The 15,200-nt window shown below is 69.9% G+C and carries 17 protein-coding genes and 3 tRNA genes; 10 read left to right on the top strand and 10 right to left on the bottom strand.

The window, feature by feature from the left end:
• Window positions 1–56 precede the first annotated feature (56 nt).
• Window positions 57–1,274, top strand: a complete 1,218-nt coding sequence (locus OG947_RS05570; RefSeq protein WP_328810259.1) for a PucR family transcriptional regulator — start codon at window positions 57–59, stop codon at window positions 1,272–1,274.
• Window positions 1,275–1,324: 50 nt separating this feature from the next.
• Window positions 1,325–1,954, top strand: coding sequence for an alpha-ketoglutarate-dependent dioxygenase AlkB (locus OG947_RS05575; protein WP_056446811.1), 630 nt, complete (start codon window positions 1,325–1,327; stop codon window positions 1,952–1,954).
• Here OG947_RS05575 and OG947_RS05580 read toward each other — a convergent pair.
• On the bottom strand, window positions 1,920–2,996 hold the full coding sequence (locus tag OG947_RS05580; protein WP_328813293.1) for a 3-deoxy-7-phosphoheptulonate synthase: 1,077 nt from the start codon (window positions 2,994–2,996) through the stop codon (window positions 1,920–1,922). The two genes, OG947_RS05575 and OG947_RS05580, sit on opposite strands and share 35 nt — an antisense overlap.
• A 244-nt stretch (window positions 2,997–3,240) precedes the next feature.
• Here OG947_RS05580 and OG947_RS05585 point away from each other — a divergent pair, with 244 nt between their 5' ends.
• The 4 genes from OG947_RS05585 to OG947_RS05600 all read left to right on the top strand — a co-directional run bounded on the left by OG947_RS05585 (window position 3,241) and on the right by OG947_RS05600 (window position 5,246).
• Window positions 3,241–4,035 (top strand): DUF1206 domain-containing protein, encoded by a 795-nt coding sequence (locus tag OG947_RS05585; RefSeq protein ID WP_328813294.1) that lies wholly within the window; start codon window positions 3,241–3,243, stop codon window positions 4,033–4,035.
• A 76-nt stretch (window positions 4,036–4,111) separates the two neighbouring features.
• Window positions 4,112–4,279 (top strand): hypothetical protein, encoded by a 168-nt coding sequence (locus tag OG947_RS05590; protein ID WP_328813295.1) that lies wholly within the window; start codon window positions 4,112–4,114, stop codon window positions 4,277–4,279.
• A gap of 81 nt (window positions 4,280–4,360) precedes the next feature.
• Window positions 4,361–4,792 carry a MarR family winged helix-turn-helix transcriptional regulator gene (locus OG947_RS05595; protein WP_056446805.1) on the top strand — a complete coding sequence of 144 codons (432 nt, stop codon included), beginning with the start codon at window positions 4,361–4,363 and terminating at the stop codon, window positions 4,790–4,792.
• Between the two features lie 31 nt (window positions 4,793–4,823).
• Entirely contained in the window at window positions 4,824–5,246 is a 423-nt protein-coding gene (locus tag OG947_RS05600; RefSeq protein WP_027504250.1) for an organic hydroperoxide resistance protein, read from the top strand.
• A 4-nt stretch (window positions 5,247–5,250) separates the two neighbouring features.
• Here OG947_RS05600 and OG947_RS05605 read toward each other — a convergent pair whose 3' ends face one another.
• Window positions 5,251–6,138 (bottom strand): oxidoreductase, encoded by an 888-nt coding sequence (locus OG947_RS05605; RefSeq protein ID WP_056446802.1) that lies wholly within the window; start codon window positions 6,136–6,138, stop codon window positions 5,251–5,253.
• A 132-nt stretch (window positions 6,139–6,270) separates the two neighbouring features.
• Between OG947_RS05605 and OG947_RS05610 the strand changes: the two genes are divergently transcribed.
• A complete protein-coding gene (locus tag OG947_RS05610) occupies window positions 6,271–7,119 on the top strand; it encodes a pseudouridine synthase (RefSeq protein WP_197027734.1) in 849 nt (282 codons plus the stop codon).
• Here the strand turns inward: OG947_RS05610 and OG947_RS05615 are convergent.
• Window positions 7,061–8,155: a hypothetical protein gene (locus tag OG947_RS05615; RefSeq protein WP_328813296.1), complete on the bottom strand. Its 1,095-nt coding sequence runs from the start codon at window positions 8,153–8,155 to the stop codon at window positions 7,061–7,063. The two genes, OG947_RS05610 and OG947_RS05615, sit on opposite strands and share 59 nt — an antisense overlap.
• A gap of 70 nt (window positions 8,156–8,225) precedes the next feature.
• On the opposite strand from OG947_RS05615, the gene OG947_RS05620 reads away from it, so the two are divergent.
• From OG947_RS05620 to OG947_RS05630, 3 genes are all read left to right on the top strand, one after another.
• Complete coding sequence (locus OG947_RS05620) at window positions 8,226–8,687, top strand: hypothetical protein (RefSeq protein WP_051612982.1); 462 nt, start codon at window positions 8,226–8,228, stop codon at window positions 8,685–8,687.
• 81 nt (window positions 8,688–8,768) lie between these two features.
• A complete protein-coding gene (locus OG947_RS05625) occupies window positions 8,769–9,908 on the top strand; it encodes a M4 family metallopeptidase (RefSeq protein ID WP_328813297.1) in 1,140 nt (379 codons plus the stop codon).
• A 1-nt stretch (window position 9,909) separates the two neighbouring features.
• On the top strand, window positions 9,910–10,194 hold the full coding sequence (locus tag OG947_RS05630; protein ID WP_027504254.1) for a protealysin inhibitor emfourin: 285 nt from the start codon (window positions 9,910–9,912) through the stop codon (window positions 10,192–10,194).
• Here OG947_RS05630 and OG947_RS05635 read toward each other — a convergent pair.
• From OG947_RS05635 to OG947_RS05665, 7 genes are all read right to left on the bottom strand, one after another.
• Entirely contained in the window at window positions 10,133–11,581 is a 1,449-nt protein-coding gene (locus tag OG947_RS05635; RefSeq protein ID WP_328813298.1) for a DUF4153 domain-containing protein, read from the bottom strand. The two genes, OG947_RS05630 and OG947_RS05635, sit on opposite strands and share 62 nt — an antisense overlap.
• A gap of 75 nt (window positions 11,582–11,656) precedes the next feature.
• Complete coding sequence (locus OG947_RS05640) at window positions 11,657–12,619, bottom strand: HAMP domain-containing sensor histidine kinase (RefSeq protein ID WP_328813299.1); 963 nt, start codon at window positions 12,617–12,619, stop codon at window positions 11,657–11,659.
• On the bottom strand, window positions 12,616–13,317 hold the full coding sequence (locus OG947_RS05645) for a response regulator transcription factor (protein ID WP_222627822.1): 702 nt from the start codon (window positions 13,315–13,317) through the stop codon (window positions 12,616–12,618). Before OG947_RS05645 ends, OG947_RS05640 begins: the two co-directional genes overlap by 4 nt.
• Window positions 13,318–13,409: 92 nt before the next feature.
• A complete protein-coding gene (locus OG947_RS05650; RefSeq protein ID WP_328813300.1) occupies window positions 13,410–14,660 on the bottom strand; it encodes an FAD-dependent oxidoreductase in 1,251 nt (416 codons plus the stop codon).
• A 104-nt stretch (window positions 14,661–14,764) separates the two neighbouring features.
• Window positions 14,765–14,838: transfer RNA gene (locus OG947_RS05655), tRNA-Phe, on the bottom strand.
• Window positions 14,839–14,927: 89 nt separating this feature from the next.
• Window positions 14,928–15,001 (bottom strand) — tRNA-Asp (locus OG947_RS05660).
• A 92-nt stretch (window positions 15,002–15,093) separates the two neighbouring features.
• A tRNA-Glu gene (locus OG947_RS05665) sits at window positions 15,094–15,166 on the bottom strand.
• Window positions 15,167–15,200 lie beyond the last annotated feature (34 nt).

Here is a 15,200-nt window from a genome sequence, read left to right on the forward strand (position 1 = left end):
TGCCGAGGCACAGCAGCCCTGTGGTGTCCGTCACCGGACAGCCGTACGGTGGAGTGATGTCGACGCCCGTGGCCGTCCGCCGCTCCGTACCGGAACCGCTCACCTCGCAGGGTCTCGCCGCGCTGCTGGGAGAGCACGTCGGCGAGCTCAGCGAGCGACTCGTCCTCGACATCCTGGTCGCCGAACAGTCGTACCTCGAGGCCACGTCGCTCACGCGGGACGAGCTCGCCACGGTGTGCACCGGCAATCTTCGGTCCATGCTCGACGCTCTGACCACGGGCGCGAGCGGCGACCTGGAACCCGCACGCGCGGCCGGCCGGATCAAGGCCGAGAACGCGGTGCCGCTGGCGGCGTTGCTGCACGCGTTCCGCCTCGGTGGTCGTCTGATCTGGGCCGAGCTCACCGCGGCGGCCGCGGGCCGGGCTCCGGAGGTGCTGCTCGCGATGGCCACCGAGGTGTGGGCACTGGTGGACACCTATTCCGACGCGGCCGCGGAGGCGTATCGCGACGCCGCGGACCGGCTCGCCCTCGACGACGCCGATGCGCGCCGCATGGTGCTCCGCGCTCTGTTCGACGAGACCGCCTCGGACCCCGCTGCCGTGCAGGACGCCCTGCGGGCCTTCCGCATCCCGGACGCGGGCCACTTCGCCGTCGTGTCCGCCGAGACCACCGTCGACCGGGGTGCCACTCCGGGCAGCGCGCGCGAGAGCATCCTGCCGCTCGGTGTCGAGTCGGTGTGGGACACCGATGCGGACGGTCACCTGGGACTGCTGGTCGCCTCGGCGCCGGCGGTGCTCGACGACGCGGTGGACACCCTGGGCCGGCTCTACGGCACCCGACTGGGTGTCGGCACGTACTACGAGCGGTCGCTGTCCACCCCGACGGCGGTGGCGCAGGCCCGGACGGCTCGTCGCTGCGCACCGCCGGGGAGCGCGCGCATCAGTCGCTACGACGCGTGTCCGGTTCCGCTGCTGCTGGTCTCGACTCCCGACGCCGCCGCGCGGGCCGCCCGACAGATCCTGGGTCCGCTCGCCGTGGCCGAGGGCCCGCACCGCCTCGCGGACCGGGACAGCCTGCTCGAGACGCTCGACGCGTGGTTCGCGGCCGCCGGTTCCACCACCGCGGCGGCCGACCGCTTGCACTACCACCGCAACACCGTGCTCTACCGGCTCCGCCGTATCCACGACCTCACGGGCCGTGATCACACGAACCCGGTGGACGCCGCCGAACTGTACGTCGGTCTGCGCGCAGCGGAGCTGGCCCGCGTTCGGTGACGACGGCCGTGTAGGAACATACGTTCGAACGACCGCGCTACGATGGCCCCGTGACCTACGCACTCCAGGCGTCCCTGTTCGACGACGGCGCGGACGGACCGTCGCTCGGCTCCCTCACGTCCGTCCGCCGGACGGTGTTGACCGACGGCGCGTGGATCGACGTGCTGCCGAACTGGGTGAGCGGCTCGGACTCCGTCTTCGACCGGCTTGTGGACGAGGTTCCGTGGCGGTCGGAACGCCGACCGATGTACGACCGCGTCGTCGACGTCCCGCGCCTGGTCTCCTTCTTCCCCGACCCCCAGCGGCTGCCCGCCCCCGTCCTGGTCGATGCCGGTCGACAGCTGAGCGAGCACTACCGGGCCGAACTGGGCGAGGACTTCGCCACGGCCGGACTCTGCTTCTACCGCGACGGCAAGGACAGCGTCGCCTGGCACGGCGACGACCTCGGACGCGGAGCGCGCGAGGACACCATGGTCGCCATCGTGTCCCTCGGCGCCGCACGGCCGCTGTTGCTGCGACCGCGCGGCGGCGGTCCCTCGGTGAGACACACTCTGGGACACGGTGATCTGATCGTCATGGGCGGGTCCTGTCAGCGGACCTGGGAGCACTGCGTGCCCAAGAGCACGCGCGCCACGGGGCCCCGGATCAGCGTCCAGTTCCGACCGCACGGCGTGCGCTGACGGCGTCGGCCAGCGCACGCACGGCGCGTTCGGTGTCCGCCCACCCGAGGCAGGCATCGGTGATCGACTGGCCGTAGGTGAGCGGCTCCCCCAACGTGCCGAGGTCCTGACGGCCCTCGACGAGGAAGCTCTCCACCATCACCCCCACGACGCCGCGGTCGCCGCCGGCGATCCGGTCGGCGAGGTCGCCCATCACGTCGAGCTGGCGTCGGTGGTTCTTGGCACTGTTGCCGTGGCTGACGTCCACCACCACCCGCGGGTCCGCGCCCGAGCGCCGGAGCCGCTCCCCAGCGTCGGTCACCGAAGCCGCGTCGTAGTTCGGGCCGGAGGACCCACCCCGGAGGATGACGTGGGCGTCCTCGTTGCCCGTCGTGCGCACGGCGGCCAGTCGGCCGTCGTCGTCGACCCCGGCGTACACGTGCGGCGACCTCGCCGAGCGCACCCCGTCGACGGCCACCTGCACGTCGCCGTCCGTTCCGTTCTTGATGCCCACCGGCATCGGCAGACCGCTGACCATCTGGCGGTGAACCTGCGACGACGCGGTGCGGGCACCGATCGCCCCGTACGTCACCAGGTCCGAGAGATGGCCGGACAGAGCAGGATCGAGGAACTCCGTCGCCGTGGGCAGGCCGCCGTCGACGATGGCGGCCAGAATGCGCCGCGCCGCGCGGAGCCCGGCGTCGAGATCGTCCGAGCCGTCGAGGCCGGGGTCGCTGAGCAGACCCTTCCAGCCCACCGATGTCCGCGGCTTCTCGAAGTAGACCCGCATGATCACCTGGAGTCGATCCCCCACCTCGTCGGCCAGGACGGCCAGCCGGCGGGCGTAGTCCAGTGCCGCGATCGGGTCGTGCACGGAGCACGGGCCCACCACGACGGCCACGCGGTCGTCGGCTCCGGTCAGGATGGCGCGCAGGGCGTCACGGCTGTCGGCGACGCGGAGAGCCGCGTCGGCGGATGCGGGTTCCGCGTCCCGCAGCGCACGCGGCGAGACGAGCGGACCTGTCCGCGACAGGTCGGGAAGAGTGTCGAGTGCGAGAGTCACGATGAGTCCTCGGGGCGGTCGGGTGAGACGTCACGACCGGGACACGCATTCCACGCGAGCCGGTCCTGCCGGCTCGTCGGGTGGAGTGGGTCAGCGCATGGTTCCGCTGACCGGACCACCGAGGGCCGGCCTGCTGAACCAAAAATATGCTCGCTGCACACAGGCACTGTAGCGCACGGCCGTACCGACGCACCCGGGCGGCGGAAGCGGACATTCTTCTCCCTTGACGTGGGACCATGGTCCGATGGCGATCGACACCTCTCGCGGGGACCGCATCCAGAACAGCACGGCGTTCGAGAGAGCCGCCCGCGCAGGGCATCTCGTGAGCGGAGTGCTGCACCTCCTGATCGGATACATCGCGGTGCGGCTCGCCTTCGGACAGGGCGGCAACGCCGACCAGTCCGGCGCGCTGGGCGAGCTGGCCTCCAAGCCCGGCGGTGCCGTCATGCTGTGGATCGCCGTCGTCGCCTTCCTGGCCCTCGCCGCGTGGCGCATTCTCGAGGCGGTGGTGGGTAAGAAGACCGAGGCCGATTCCGGCAGTGCGACCGATCGACTCAAGGCCGGTGCACTCGCCGTCGTGTACCTCGCATTCGCCTGGTCCGCGCTGAACTTCGCTCGCGGTGCCGGGCAGTCGACGGGTCAGCAGAACGCCGGGCTCACCGCCCGCCTCATGGAGTCGACGATCGGCAAGGTCGTTCTCGTCGTGGCCGCGGCCGTCATCATCGGCGTCGGCGCTTATCACGTGTACAAGGGCATCTCCACGAGGTTCGAGAAGGACCTCGAGGGTCACGTCGGGCGTCCGGTCCGGGTCATCGGCGTGGTCGGATACACCGCCAAGGGCCTCGCCCTCGTCGGTGTCGGTGTCCTGGTGGCCGCCGCCGTGCTGACCGCGGATCCCGGCAAGGCGACGGGTCTCGACGGAGCGGTCAAGACCCTGGGGGCGCAGCCGTTCGGACAGATCCTGCTCGTCCTCGCCGGAGTCGGCATCGCCCTCTACGGCGTCTACGCCGTCGTGATGGCCCGGCACGCCCGGATGTGACGTCCCGTGGGACACGCCACGAACCGCACGGGCTGTTCACAGCCTTTTCGCAGACGGGTGGTGCACAATACGGGGTATGAGTCTGGACCATTCCGCCGAAACCACCATTGCACCCGTTACCGACGGTCAGTACCCATCGGTGCCCATGACGCCGCTCCGACCCGCGCCCGCCGCCTCGCAGCCGCGTGACGACGCCTACCCCGGCGTTCTCCGCACCCTCGCGATGTTCCTGTTCGCACGCTGACGTCCGCCTCGATCGCTGCGATGGACTTTTGTCTGGAGCAAAAGGTTGTGCACAATTCAATTGTGCGCTACGTTCGGTCTTGTGAACGACGCGCCGACACTGGACAAGCAACTCTGCTTCGCCCTGTACTCGGCGTCGCGGGCCACCACCGCGGTCTACCGGCCCCTGCTGGACGACCTGGGCATCACCTACCCGCAGTACCTGGTGATGCTCGTGCTGTGGGAGCGGGACGGACTCAGCGTCTCGGAACTGGGCGATCGACTCGGCCTGGATTCCGGAACACTGTCCCCCCTGCTCAAGCGCATCGAGACACTGTCGCTCGTCACCCGCGAACGCTCAGCGGAGGACGAACGACGCGTCGAGATCCGGCTGACGGACACGGGCCGCGCCCTGCGTTCCGCGGCCGCGCACGTTCCCGAGTGCATCTTCACCGCGACCGGCCTCACCGAAGACGAGGCGACCACGCTGATCGCGCTCGTCCGCAAGACCACCGCGTCGCTTCGTTCCGCCTGACCCGTCCATCCCCACCACGAGAGGTTCACCCATGAAGACGCTGTACACCGCAGAGGCATTGGCCACCGGCGACGGACGCAACGGCCACGGCCGCACCACCGACGGCAAGGTCGACGTCGACCTCGCCGCCCCCACCGAGATGGGCGGCAGCGGCAACGGAACCAACCCGGAGCAGCTCTTCGCCGTCGGCTACGCCGCGTGCTACCACTCCGCTCTGCGCCTCGTCGCCGGCCAGCAGAAGGCCGACGTCACCGACTCCTCCGTCGGCGCGAAGGTCAGCATCGGCCCGAACGACGCCGGCGGCTTCGAGCTCGCCGTGGTCCTCGAGGTGACCCTCCCCAACCTCGATCACGACACGGCGCAGGCCCTCGCGGACAAGGCCCACGAGGTCTGCCCCTACAGCAACGCGACCCGCGGCAACATCGACGTGCAGATCACCGTCAGCGACGACTGACCGTTCAGATCGGGTAGGTGACGCCCGTGAGCTCGACCGACCTGGTCCAGAGCTCACGGGCTTTCGCCTCGTCACGCGAGGCCTTGTTCGATCCGACCTTCTTCGGGTGCCCGCTCAGCTCCTGGAACCCGTCCGGTCCGAAGTAGCCGCCGGACTGCAGCCCCGGCGCCGTCGCGGCGTAGAGCTCCGGCAGGCTTCCCATGTAGGCCGACTGGGCGAAGACCCGGCCGAGTGACATGAACGCGTCCTGCACACTCTCCGTCCGACCCATCAACTCGGTACTCGAGTAACCGGGATGCGCCGCCAGCGAGAGCACGGGTGACCCCGCCGCACGCAGTCGGCGATCCAGCTCGTACGCGAACAGCAGGTTCGACAGCTTCGACTGCCCGTAGGCACCCCACCGGCTGTAGCGACGCTTCTCGTAGTTGAGATCCGACAGCTTCAGTCCCGGTACCTGGTGCATGAAACTCGACATGGTGACCACGCGGTCGGTGATCCTGTCCAGCAGGAGGCCGGTCAGCGCGAAATGCCCGAGATGGTTCGTGCCGAACTGCATCTCGAAACCGTCGGCGGTCCGCTTCAGCGGCAGTGCCATGACGCCGGCGTTGTTGATCAGTACGTCCACGGTGGGCGTGTCGTCGGCGAACTCCCGCACCGAGCTCAGATCCGCGAGGTCGAGTCGACGCACCTCGGCGCGCTCACCGATCTCGTCCGCGATCGGCTTCGCCTTCTCCACGGTCCGGCAGGCCAGCACCACCGTCGCGCCCGCGCGACCGAGTGCCTTCGCGGCCTCGGCGCCGAGCCCGCTGTTGGCTCCCGTGACCACGAAGGTCCGGCCGGACTGATCCGGTACGTCGGTCTCGACCCACTTGTGTGCAGACTTCTGTGCCATGCGCTTCCCCCCTGAGACTTCTCTCGGCCGCTCGCCGCGGCCGACCGCGTTCGAGGGTACCGGCGCACTACGCTCGATCCGGTGCCCGCACCGCTGCCGATCCGAGACGGTCTCAATCCGACGCGGATCCGCATGCCGGACGCGCCGGCAGAGCACAGGACCATAGTCGAGTACCTCGTCGCACGCTTTCCGCGCGATGCGGAGGCCCTGCGCGCGAAGGTGACGGACGGCGAGGTCGTCGATGCCGCAGGACGGCCCGTGCTGGTCGACACTCCCCTGGTCCCCCGCGCCGACGTCTACCTGTACCGGGATCCGCCCGTGGAACCCGAGGTGCCGTTCACCGCCCCGATCCTGTACCGAGACGATGCGATCGTGGTGGTGGACAAGCCGCACTTCCTGGCGACGACACCACGGGGGCGCTTCGTCGTGCAGACCGCCCTGACCCGGCTGCGACGCGAACTGGGAAACGACGCACTGTCCCCGGCGCACCGCCTCGATCGCCTCACCGCGGGCGTGCTCGTCTTCACCGCACGACAGGACGTCCGCCGCGCATATCAGGAGATGTTCCGGGAGCGCAGCATGGTCAAGGTCTACGAAGCGGTGGCCCCCGACTCGCCGATCTCGTTCCCGCACACCGTGATCAGCCGCATCGTCAAGGACCGTGGATCACTGCAGGCGACCGAGGTGCCGGGTGAGCCGAACAGCGAGACCGTGATCGAGAAGGTGCGCACGGTGGGCGACCTGGCGCTCTACCGCCTGCATCCGCGCACGGGCAAGACCCATCAACTACGCGTGCACATGGCCTCTCTCGGCCTGCCCATAGTCGGCGACTCGCTGTATCCCGTGCCGCGCGAGGTCGCCGTCGACGACTACCGGGATCCACTGCGACTGCTGGCGCGGAGCATCGAGTTCACCGACCCGCTCACAGGCGCACCGCGGCACTTCGCGTCGCAGCGGACCCTCGCGCTGTCTCCACCGTGATCCGGTGCGAGATCGCGGCGAGCGTCAACAGTCCGATCGCGAGGTTGGTCAGGGCGGCGAAGCCCGTCTCGGCGAAGTCGACGAGCGCACCGAGCAACGCGTAGATCAGGGCCGCCGACCGGAGTCGGTGCAGAGGCCAGAGGGACGCGGTGCGCCGCCGTGCGATCAGCGACGGGAGCCCGAGGGCGACCGTGATGCACGCCGTCACCCACAGGATGCCGCCCGAGATGGTCATCCGGTCGAGGGTGACATCGAGGTCGTCGCGCTCGATGACCAGACCGCCCGTGGCCAGTTGCGCGATGCCCGCCACGACCGTCGCGGACGCGGTGACCACCATGAGCCAGGACAACGCGATCGCCCAGCGCGTACTGGTCACGAACGACGCGACGGTGCGCGAGAACCACACCAGCCGACGCGTCGGCCGGGACGGTGCCGGAACGCACCGACTCAGCAGGGTGTCGATGCTCGCGACGAGCTCGGGATCGGCTCCCGTCGTCCGCGCTCGGTCGAGCAGTTCGCGGGCCAGCTCCCGGCGCGATCCCGGTACCCCACCGACGAGTCCTTCCGACGCGATGGCGGCAGCGTTCGCGAGGCATTCCCGTGGCGTCGGTTCGCGGACGTCGCGGACGGTTCGTCCGAGCACCAGGACCAGAACCACCGTCACGTACATGATCTCGGCGGACGGGCCGTAGAAGTAGTCGTTGTCCTTCGTCACGAACTTCCCGACCTCGTCCAGGAACAGACCGAAGCCGACGCCGCCCAGCAGCACGGCCGACGAGCGCGCTCCGAAGCCGAGGAACAGCCATCCGACGACGAGCGCCGTCATCATCAGCGCACCGCCCCACAGTGCGTGGGCGATGTGCAGGCTTCCACCGCCCACCTGCGGATAGTCGGTGAGTTCGAGGTAGGCGCGGGTGAGCAGGATGGTCGCGACCGCGGCGATGACGAACGACTCCACGGACGACGTCCCGTCGGCACTGCGCACGATCGGCGTCCGCACCCGCCGCGCACGCGCACCCCGCTGCATGATGGCCATCGTCGATCATGGTCATTCACAGGCCTCTTTCGCGGTGGAATGCGACGGTACGCCCGGTAAAGTTCGTCCGATGAGACTCCTTCCCGCCACGCTCGCCGCTGCCGCCACCCTCGCCCTGGTCCTGGGTGGATGCAGCTCCGAGGATCAGCAGTCCGCACAGGACACCGCGAACAACGCCGCGGAATCGGTGGGCGACGCAGCTCAGGGCGCACTCAGCTCTGCACAGTCGGCCGCACCCGGCATCCAGTCGAGCGCCGGCAGCCTGGCCGACGATGCCGGTAACGTGTTCGACGACGCCAAGCGCGCGACCTTCGTCGCCGCCTACAAGGCGCAGTTCTCCGCGCTCTCCGAGGGAAAGTCCGACGAGGACATCGAATCGCTGCTCGGCAGCATCTGCCAGCAGATCACCGACGGCAAGGAGAAGGACGCCGTGGTCACCGACATCCGGTCACAGGCCACCAACAACGGCAACGAGCCCGGTGTCGACGAGGCCGGTCGCATCTACGACCAGGCGAAGGTCGCCTGCCCCTGACCGCACGAGCTCCGCGAGGTGCGCGGGCTGTCGGTGATCGGGGTTAGCGTGGCGATCGTTCCCCTTCGGAAGGATCTCATCGTGGCCACCCCCGACCTCTCGCGCACCACGCCCTGCTGCCAGGGCGTCGTTCCTCCCTACCTTCTGCAGCGCCTCGCGTCGGCCCCCGCGGAACGCAGTGCCCGCCTGGACACCGCCCCGTCCGTCGCGAGCCGCACGCTGGAACTCGACGACGAGATGCGGCGTCGACGCGACTCGACACGGTCCACCGTGTCGCCCACCGCTCCCCGCAGCGCCGTCGCGGATCGGCTGCAGCGCACCATCGCCGACGCGAGGAACACGCAGACTCTGCCCGGCGACGTCGTGCGTACCGAGGGCGGCGAACCTGTCGGCGATCCGGCGGCGGACGAGAGCTACGACGGCCTCGGTGTCACCCACGCCCTGTTCGCCGAGGTCTACGGATGGTCCAGCCTCGATGGGCAGGGGCTGCCGCTCGACGCCACGGTGCACTACGGCGAGCAGTACGACAACGCGTTCTGGGACGGCACCCGCATGGTGTTCGGCGACGGTGACGGCGAGGTGTTCACCCGCTTCACCGTGTCGCTGTCCGTCATCGCGCACGAGTTGGCTCACGGTTTCACGCAGTACACCTCACAGCTCGAGTACGCCGGACAGTCCGGCGCCCTCAACGAGTCGGTGTCCGACGTGTTCGGCGTCCTCGCAGAACAGCGCTCGCGTGGGCAGAACGCCGAGGACGCGTCCTGGCTCGTCGGCGAGGGGCTCTTCCTCCCCGACGTGCAGGGCAGCGCCCTCCGCTCGATGCTGGCACCCGGTACCGCGTACGACGACGACGTCCTCGGCAAGGACCCCCAGCCCGCGGACATGGCGGGATACGTCGAGACCACCGAGGACAACGGCGGGGTGCACATCAACTCCGGCATCCCCAACCGCGCGTTCGCCGAGGCCGCCGTCGCGCTCGGCGGGCCGGCCTGGGATCGTCTCGGACAGGTCTGGTTCGACGCCCTCACGTCCGGCAGCCTGACGCCGACCGCCGATTTCGCCGCCTTCTCCGCCGCGACGGTCGCGGCGGCATCGGCGCGCTACGGAACCGGGTCCGACGTTCACCGCGCCGTGGTCGGCGGGTGGACTACCGTGGGCCTCGAACCGGCCGGGACGGGATCCGCGTCCGATGCGGCGGACGAGGCGAGCAAGAGGACGTGACATGGTCATCGTGGTGGTACGCAGCGGCGGCGTGGCCGGGATGACCCGCCGCGGCAGCGTCGACACCACGGCCCTCGGCGACACGGCACCCGAGTGGGAGCAGCTGGTCACCCGCGCGCTCCCCCTGTTGAACGGCCTGCCCGAGTCGTCGTCCCTCGCCCGCGACACCTTCCGGTGGCGACTCGAGATCGGCGAGCACTCGTGCGAGACCGGCGATTCGGCACTCACCGGCCCGCTTCGCGAGCTGGCAGAGCGCACTCTGCGAGAGGGTCGCTCGCCGCGATGACGGCGGCCTCACGGCGTGCGAGGTTCGCGTTCCACCACGGGTCGCTCCCGGGCTCGTCGACGATGCAGTCGCGCAGCGTGGGCGGCAGGGTCGACACGGCGGGCACCGCGTCCGCCGACAGCGTGCCGAGATAGTCGACGTCGATCAGTCCGGTCCGCTCGTAGCGCTCGACTGCACGCTCCGCGACCAGCGCATCGACGTTCACCACCGCCATCACCAGCACGCCCAGCGCCGCCGTGCCGACGATCACCGCGGGCAGTAGGCGCGCGGACCAGCGCGCACCGGCGACGATGACGGCGAGCACGACGACGCCCAACCACACCTCGACGGCCATGACCCCGACTCGCAGCCGAGTGAGACCGAACTGCTGCTCGTACAACGACATTCGGTACACCGCCGACCAGACGACCACCAGCGTCAGCACACACAGCGACCCGAAGGCGATGCGCGCGAGCACCCGGTCGCGCCGCACCTCGGCGTCGACCTTGCGTACCTGCACGGCGACCACGACGAGCACGCCGACTGTCACCGTGATCAGCTGCCAGAATCCCGATCGGGCGTGGTCCGCGAAGGTCAGGTCGTCCGTCGTCATCACGTGGTCGTGTCCGCCGAACAACGTGGCTGCCTGCACCACCACGAACGCAGCGAACACGACGACGAGCGCGCAGACCGGCACCGCCCACTCCCACACCGGTCGTCGTCGACCGGCGCCAGGAGCGAGCGCATCGAGTGCCATCGCGTGACGCTTCGCGTGGGCGACACCCAGAATCCACAGCGCGACGCACAGAGCCACGACCGGCCCCAGCGGGTCGACGTCGACGGACACGGTCGGGATCACCGCGTCGACGAGCGAGGCGAAGCGATCGTCGGCGCCCGCGAACAGCAGCGTGAACACGGTGACCAGCAGGGCCGTGCTCACCACGACGCGCAGCGTGCGTACCGCGGACCCCCGAGACGGGAGCGTCACCTGTGCGGCACCGGTTCCGAGCGAGCGGAGCACGGCTCCCTGCACCACGACGGGCACGATCGGCGCGAGCACCGTGGCGGTGAACGTCGTCGATCTCGTGGTCGACAGAGCCACACACCACACGGCCAGTCCGACGGACGACGCTGCGAGCCATCCCGAATCGCGGACGAACGGGACCAGCAGCAGCGAGAACGCGGCGCCGATCCATGCCACGGACCAGCGCGACCGGTCCGGCAGTCGAGCGGCGAGGACAGCAGCGACGCCGACGACGACGTAGGCCACCGACGGCCGGTCGGTCAGTATCGCGCCGGCGACCACCCCGACCGCTGCGGCGGAACCCACGGCCCAGCGGCGCGGAGACTCGGTGACGGTGCGGACCGGCGACTGCGCCGCCGGATCGGGAAGAAGGTCGGTGGCCATCGTGAACCTCTTTCGGGCAGGGGTGATCGCGCGAGCACCGGATGCGGTGTCACGTGCCGAGTGCGGACGGTGGGGTCAGACGGGAAGGGTGAGCCGGAAGCAACACCCGGCGCCGACGTCGACCACATCGAGTGTGCCGCCGTGCAACTCGGCGGCCCATCGAGCGATGGCGAGCCCTATGCCGGTGCCGCCGTCGGTCGACCCGCCGCGGACGAACCGGTCGAACACCCGAGCGCGATCGGCCGGCGCGATCCCGTCGCCCTCGTCGACCACGTCGATGCGCACCGTGTCGTCACCCACCACGGCCGACACGGCCACTGCACCGTCGGGCGGACCGTGGCGCACGGCGTTCTCGACCAGATTGGCCATCACCTGCCGTACCCGTTCCTCGTCGGCGGTCACCGTCGCACCGGGAGGCTCGACCGACACCGAGAATCGGGTCGCCGTGCTCTGGGTGACCACGCTGGTCAGGAACTGACGGAGGTCGACCGTGCTGCGCGACAGACCGAGTGCGCCACCCTCGAGCTTGGAGAGATCCAGGAGGTCGTCGACGAGCCGAGCCAGACGTTCCGTCTGTTCGAGGGCGACTCCCACCGTCGCCGGGGTCGCCTCCTGCACCCCGTCGGCGATGTTCTCGAGCACGGCCTGCAGCGACGCGATCGGTGTCCGGAGTTCGTGCGAGACGTTGCCGATCAGCTCCCGACGGTAGCGGTCGGCCTCTGCCAGGTCTGCCGACATCGTGTTGAACGCGACGGCCAGCTGGCCGATCTCGTCCCGCGACGTGGCCCGGACCCGGTGCGTGTAGTCCCCGTTCGCCATCGCTCGCGAGGCTGCGGTCATCTCGCGCAGCGGCGAGGTCATCCCGTGCGCGACGATCTGCGTGACCACCAGCGCCACGACGAGTGCGAGCAGCAGCGCGTACCGGAACGGCTGCTGGGCCGCGAGCCAGAAGGTGCCCGACGCCGCGAACAGCGCAATCACCACCACCAGGCCGGTCTTGACCTTGAACGAGCGCAGCGAGTCGAGAGGGCGGATCATCCGCGTGCCCGGAACGCGTACCCGACGCCGTGGACGGTGCGCACGACGTCGGACCCCAGCTTGCGCCGCAACGCCTTGACGTGGCTGTCGACCGTGCGGGACGGCACGGACGTCATGGAGTCGTCGCGCGACCACCCCCACACGTCCGACAGCAGTCGATCTCGCGCGTAGGCCGCGCCCGGCCGCCGAGCGAGGAACAGCAGGAGATCGAACTCCGTGCGTGTCAGGTGGACCTCGTCGCCGTCACGGAAGACCCGCCGCGCGCGCTCGTCGACCCGGACGTCGTCGAACTCGTGCACGACGGTCGGCGACGGCGCGGGATGGCGTTCCACCCGGCGCAGCAGTGCGTGCACGCGGGCCACCAGGGTGCGCATCGAGAACGGCTTGGACATGTAGTCGTCCGCACCCACCCCGAGGCCCACCAGCTGGTCCGTCTCGTCCGACCGCGCCGTGAGCATGAGGACGGCGACGGCGCCCTCGGGGCGGGACTGGATGCGTCGGCACACCTCGAGACCGTCGAACCCGGGCAGCATCACGTCGAGGACCACCAGGTCGGGGTTCGTGCGGGCCACCGTCTCCACGGCGGCCGGTCCGGTCGACGCGAGGTCGACGTCGAAGCCCTCGGACCGCAGCCGTGCCGCGATCGCGTCGGCCAGGGCCCGTTCGTCCTCGACCACCAGAATTCGTCGTCGATCCATGAAACAGACCGTAACGGCATCATGTGCGGGTCTCGGGGACACGTTGTGAAGATTCCGTGGAGATCGCTCCGGCCCACGAACCGGACGCCGCATCAGCCGAGCAGCCGCGCCACCTCGGCGGCCGCGCGACCACCCGACACCAGAGCACCCTGGATCGACGGGGTGTCGCGATGGTCGCCGGCGAGCAGCACGCGGTCACCGACCCGCAGCGATCGCCTGAGCGACGTCCCGGGTGCCTGGACCGGGAGCGCACGCCGCACGTCGTGACGCACGATCACCCGCCACGACGCTGTGGACCGACCCCACAGCCGATCGAGAACGGCGCGCACGACGGACTCCTCGGCGGGACCGGCGTCGTCCAGCAGCGTGGTCGCCTGCACCAGGGTCTTCCCGGTCGGCGCGTATCCCGGTGCGATGGAGCTCATCTCGGCGGTGTTGACCACCACGCCGCCCGTCCCTGAGATGCGGAGGAACTCGTCGGATTCCGCGGCGTCGGCCTCGAACCACCACGTCGACAACCCGCGCATGGGAGAGGTCCGGGTGTCCGTCAGCTCGTTCGCGCCTCGCGCGTCCGTCGCCACCACCACCGCGCGGGCCTGCAGCACCGACCCGTCGGCGATCCGCACGGCGGGTGCCGCGCCGTCGGTGACCTGCTCGACGCGCGAGGAGTACGCGATGTCGACCCCGGCATCGCGGGCGAGCTGCTCGGGGAACGCCTGCATTCCGCGGTTCGGCACACCGGGTGTCGCGAGAAGAAAGCTGCGGAGCACGAGCCGGACGTAGCGGTCCGACGTGTCTCCCACGCCGTCGGCGAGGACCCCGCTGAGAAACGGAGCCAGCAGTGCGGAGCGCAGCGGACCGCGGAGGCCGACGCGGTCCCAGTCGTCGGCGAGTGCAGCGTCGGGGGACGCGGCCAGGCGGCGCACCGGTCCGACAGCGGGCAACGCCCACCGCGCGGCGCCGACGACGGCGCCCGGGTGCAGCAGGCCCAGGCGAGCCGCGGACCGCACCGTCCCGAGCAGCAGGCCCGGGTGCCGTGTCGGGTCGGCGACCGTGTGCGCTCGCCCCGAGTCGTCGACGATCCGCACACCGCGACCGGCGACCCGCAGATCGAGCGCGGACACGTCGACATGACGCTTCACGGCCGGGTAGGAGGGGTTGAGGAGCTGGAAGCCTCGATCACAGCGGAAACCGTCCACGAGATCGGTGCGGATCCGTCCTCCCGGGGCGTCGCCCGCCTCCACGACCCGCACCGTGAATCCACGCCGGCGCAGCGCTCCGGCGCACCGTAGACCGGCGATACCCGCCCCCACCACGATCACGTCAGCATCGATGTCAGTCATGCCCTATCGATACCACCCGGGCATCGGCGACCTCGGACGACGGGTCCGGAAACGAGAAGAACCACCTGCGCGGGCAGGTGGTTCCAGTCTGTGTCCATTCTCGGTGGCCAGAGCCGGGATCGAACCGGCGACCTTCCGCTTTTCAGGCGGACGCTCGTACCGACTGAGCTACCTGGCCGTGGGCACCCTCGCGGGTACCGGTGATGCTGTACTACTCGGTGCTGACGATCATCGCATCACTGAGGTATTGCGACCTCTTACGTGTTGCGACCCTGACGGGACTCGAACCCGCGACCTCCGCCGTGACAGGGCGGCGCGCTAACCAACTGCGCCACAGGGCCATGCTGTGAAGCATGTACTGCGTGGAAGACCCTACTGCATCTTCGTCCTACTTCTCACCACTCCCGCTCCAGCGTTGTCACTCGCTGAAACGTACCCCCTACGGGATTCGAACCCGCGCTACCGCCTTGAAAGGGCGGCGTCCTAGGCCGCTAAACGAAGGGGGCCCGTCGAATCGCTCCGACCGTACCCCAACGGCGT

Origin of the sequence: Rhodococcus sp. NBC_00297, assembly GCF_036173065.1 — a bacterium.
Taxonomy (GTDB): Bacteria; Actinomycetota; Actinomycetes; order Mycobacteriales; family Mycobacteriaceae; genus Rhodococcoides.

Excerpts from the sequence above, each read along its gene's own strand:
- OG947_RS05650 (WP_328813300.1), bottom strand. The coding sequence starts at position 14,660 with ATGACTGACATCGATGCTGACGTGATCGTGGTGGGGGCGGGTATCGCC.
- OG947_RS05600 (WP_027504250.1), top strand. The coding sequence starts at position 4,824 with ATGAAGACGCTGTACACCGCAGAGGCATTGGCCACCGGCGACGGACGC.
- OG947_RS05630 (WP_027504254.1), top strand. The coding sequence starts at position 9,910 with ATGGTCATCGTGGTGGTACGCAGCGGCGGCGTGGCCGGGATGACCCGC.
- OG947_RS05620 (WP_051612982.1), top strand. The coding sequence starts at position 8,226 with ATGAGACTCCTTCCCGCCACGCTCGCCGCTGCCGCCACCCTCGCCCTG.
- OG947_RS05615 (WP_328813296.1), bottom strand. The coding sequence starts at position 8,155 with ATGGCCATCATGCAGCGGGGTGCGCGTGCGCGGCGGGTGCGGACGCCG.
- OG947_RS05585 (WP_328813294.1), top strand. The coding sequence starts at position 3,241 with ATGGCGATCGACACCTCTCGCGGGGACCGCATCCAGAACAGCACGGCG.
- OG947_RS05645 (WP_222627822.1), bottom strand. The coding sequence starts at position 13,317 with ATGGATCGACGACGAATTCTGGTGGTCGAGGACGAACGGGCCCTGGCC.
- OG947_RS05605 (WP_056446802.1), bottom strand. The coding sequence starts at position 6,138 with ATGGCACAGAAGTCTGCACACAAGTGGGTCGAGACCGACGTACCGGAT.
- OG947_RS05635 (WP_328813298.1), bottom strand. The coding sequence starts at position 11,581 with ATGGCCACCGACCTTCTTCCCGATCCGGCGGCGCAGTCGCCGGTCCGC.
- OG947_RS05590 (WP_328813295.1), top strand. The coding sequence starts at position 4,112 with ATGAGTCTGGACCATTCCGCCGAAACCACCATTGCACCCGTTACCGAC.
- OG947_RS05610 (WP_197027734.1), top strand. The coding sequence starts at position 6,271 with ATGCCGGACGCGCCGGCAGAGCACAGGACCATAGTCGAGTACCTCGTC.
- OG947_RS05640 (WP_328813299.1), bottom strand. The coding sequence starts at position 12,619 with ATGATCCGCCCTCTCGACTCGCTGCGCTCGTTCAAGGTCAAGACCGGC.
- OG947_RS05570 (WP_328810259.1), top strand. The coding sequence starts at position 57 with ATGTCGACGCCCGTGGCCGTCCGCCGCTCCGTACCGGAACCGCTCACC.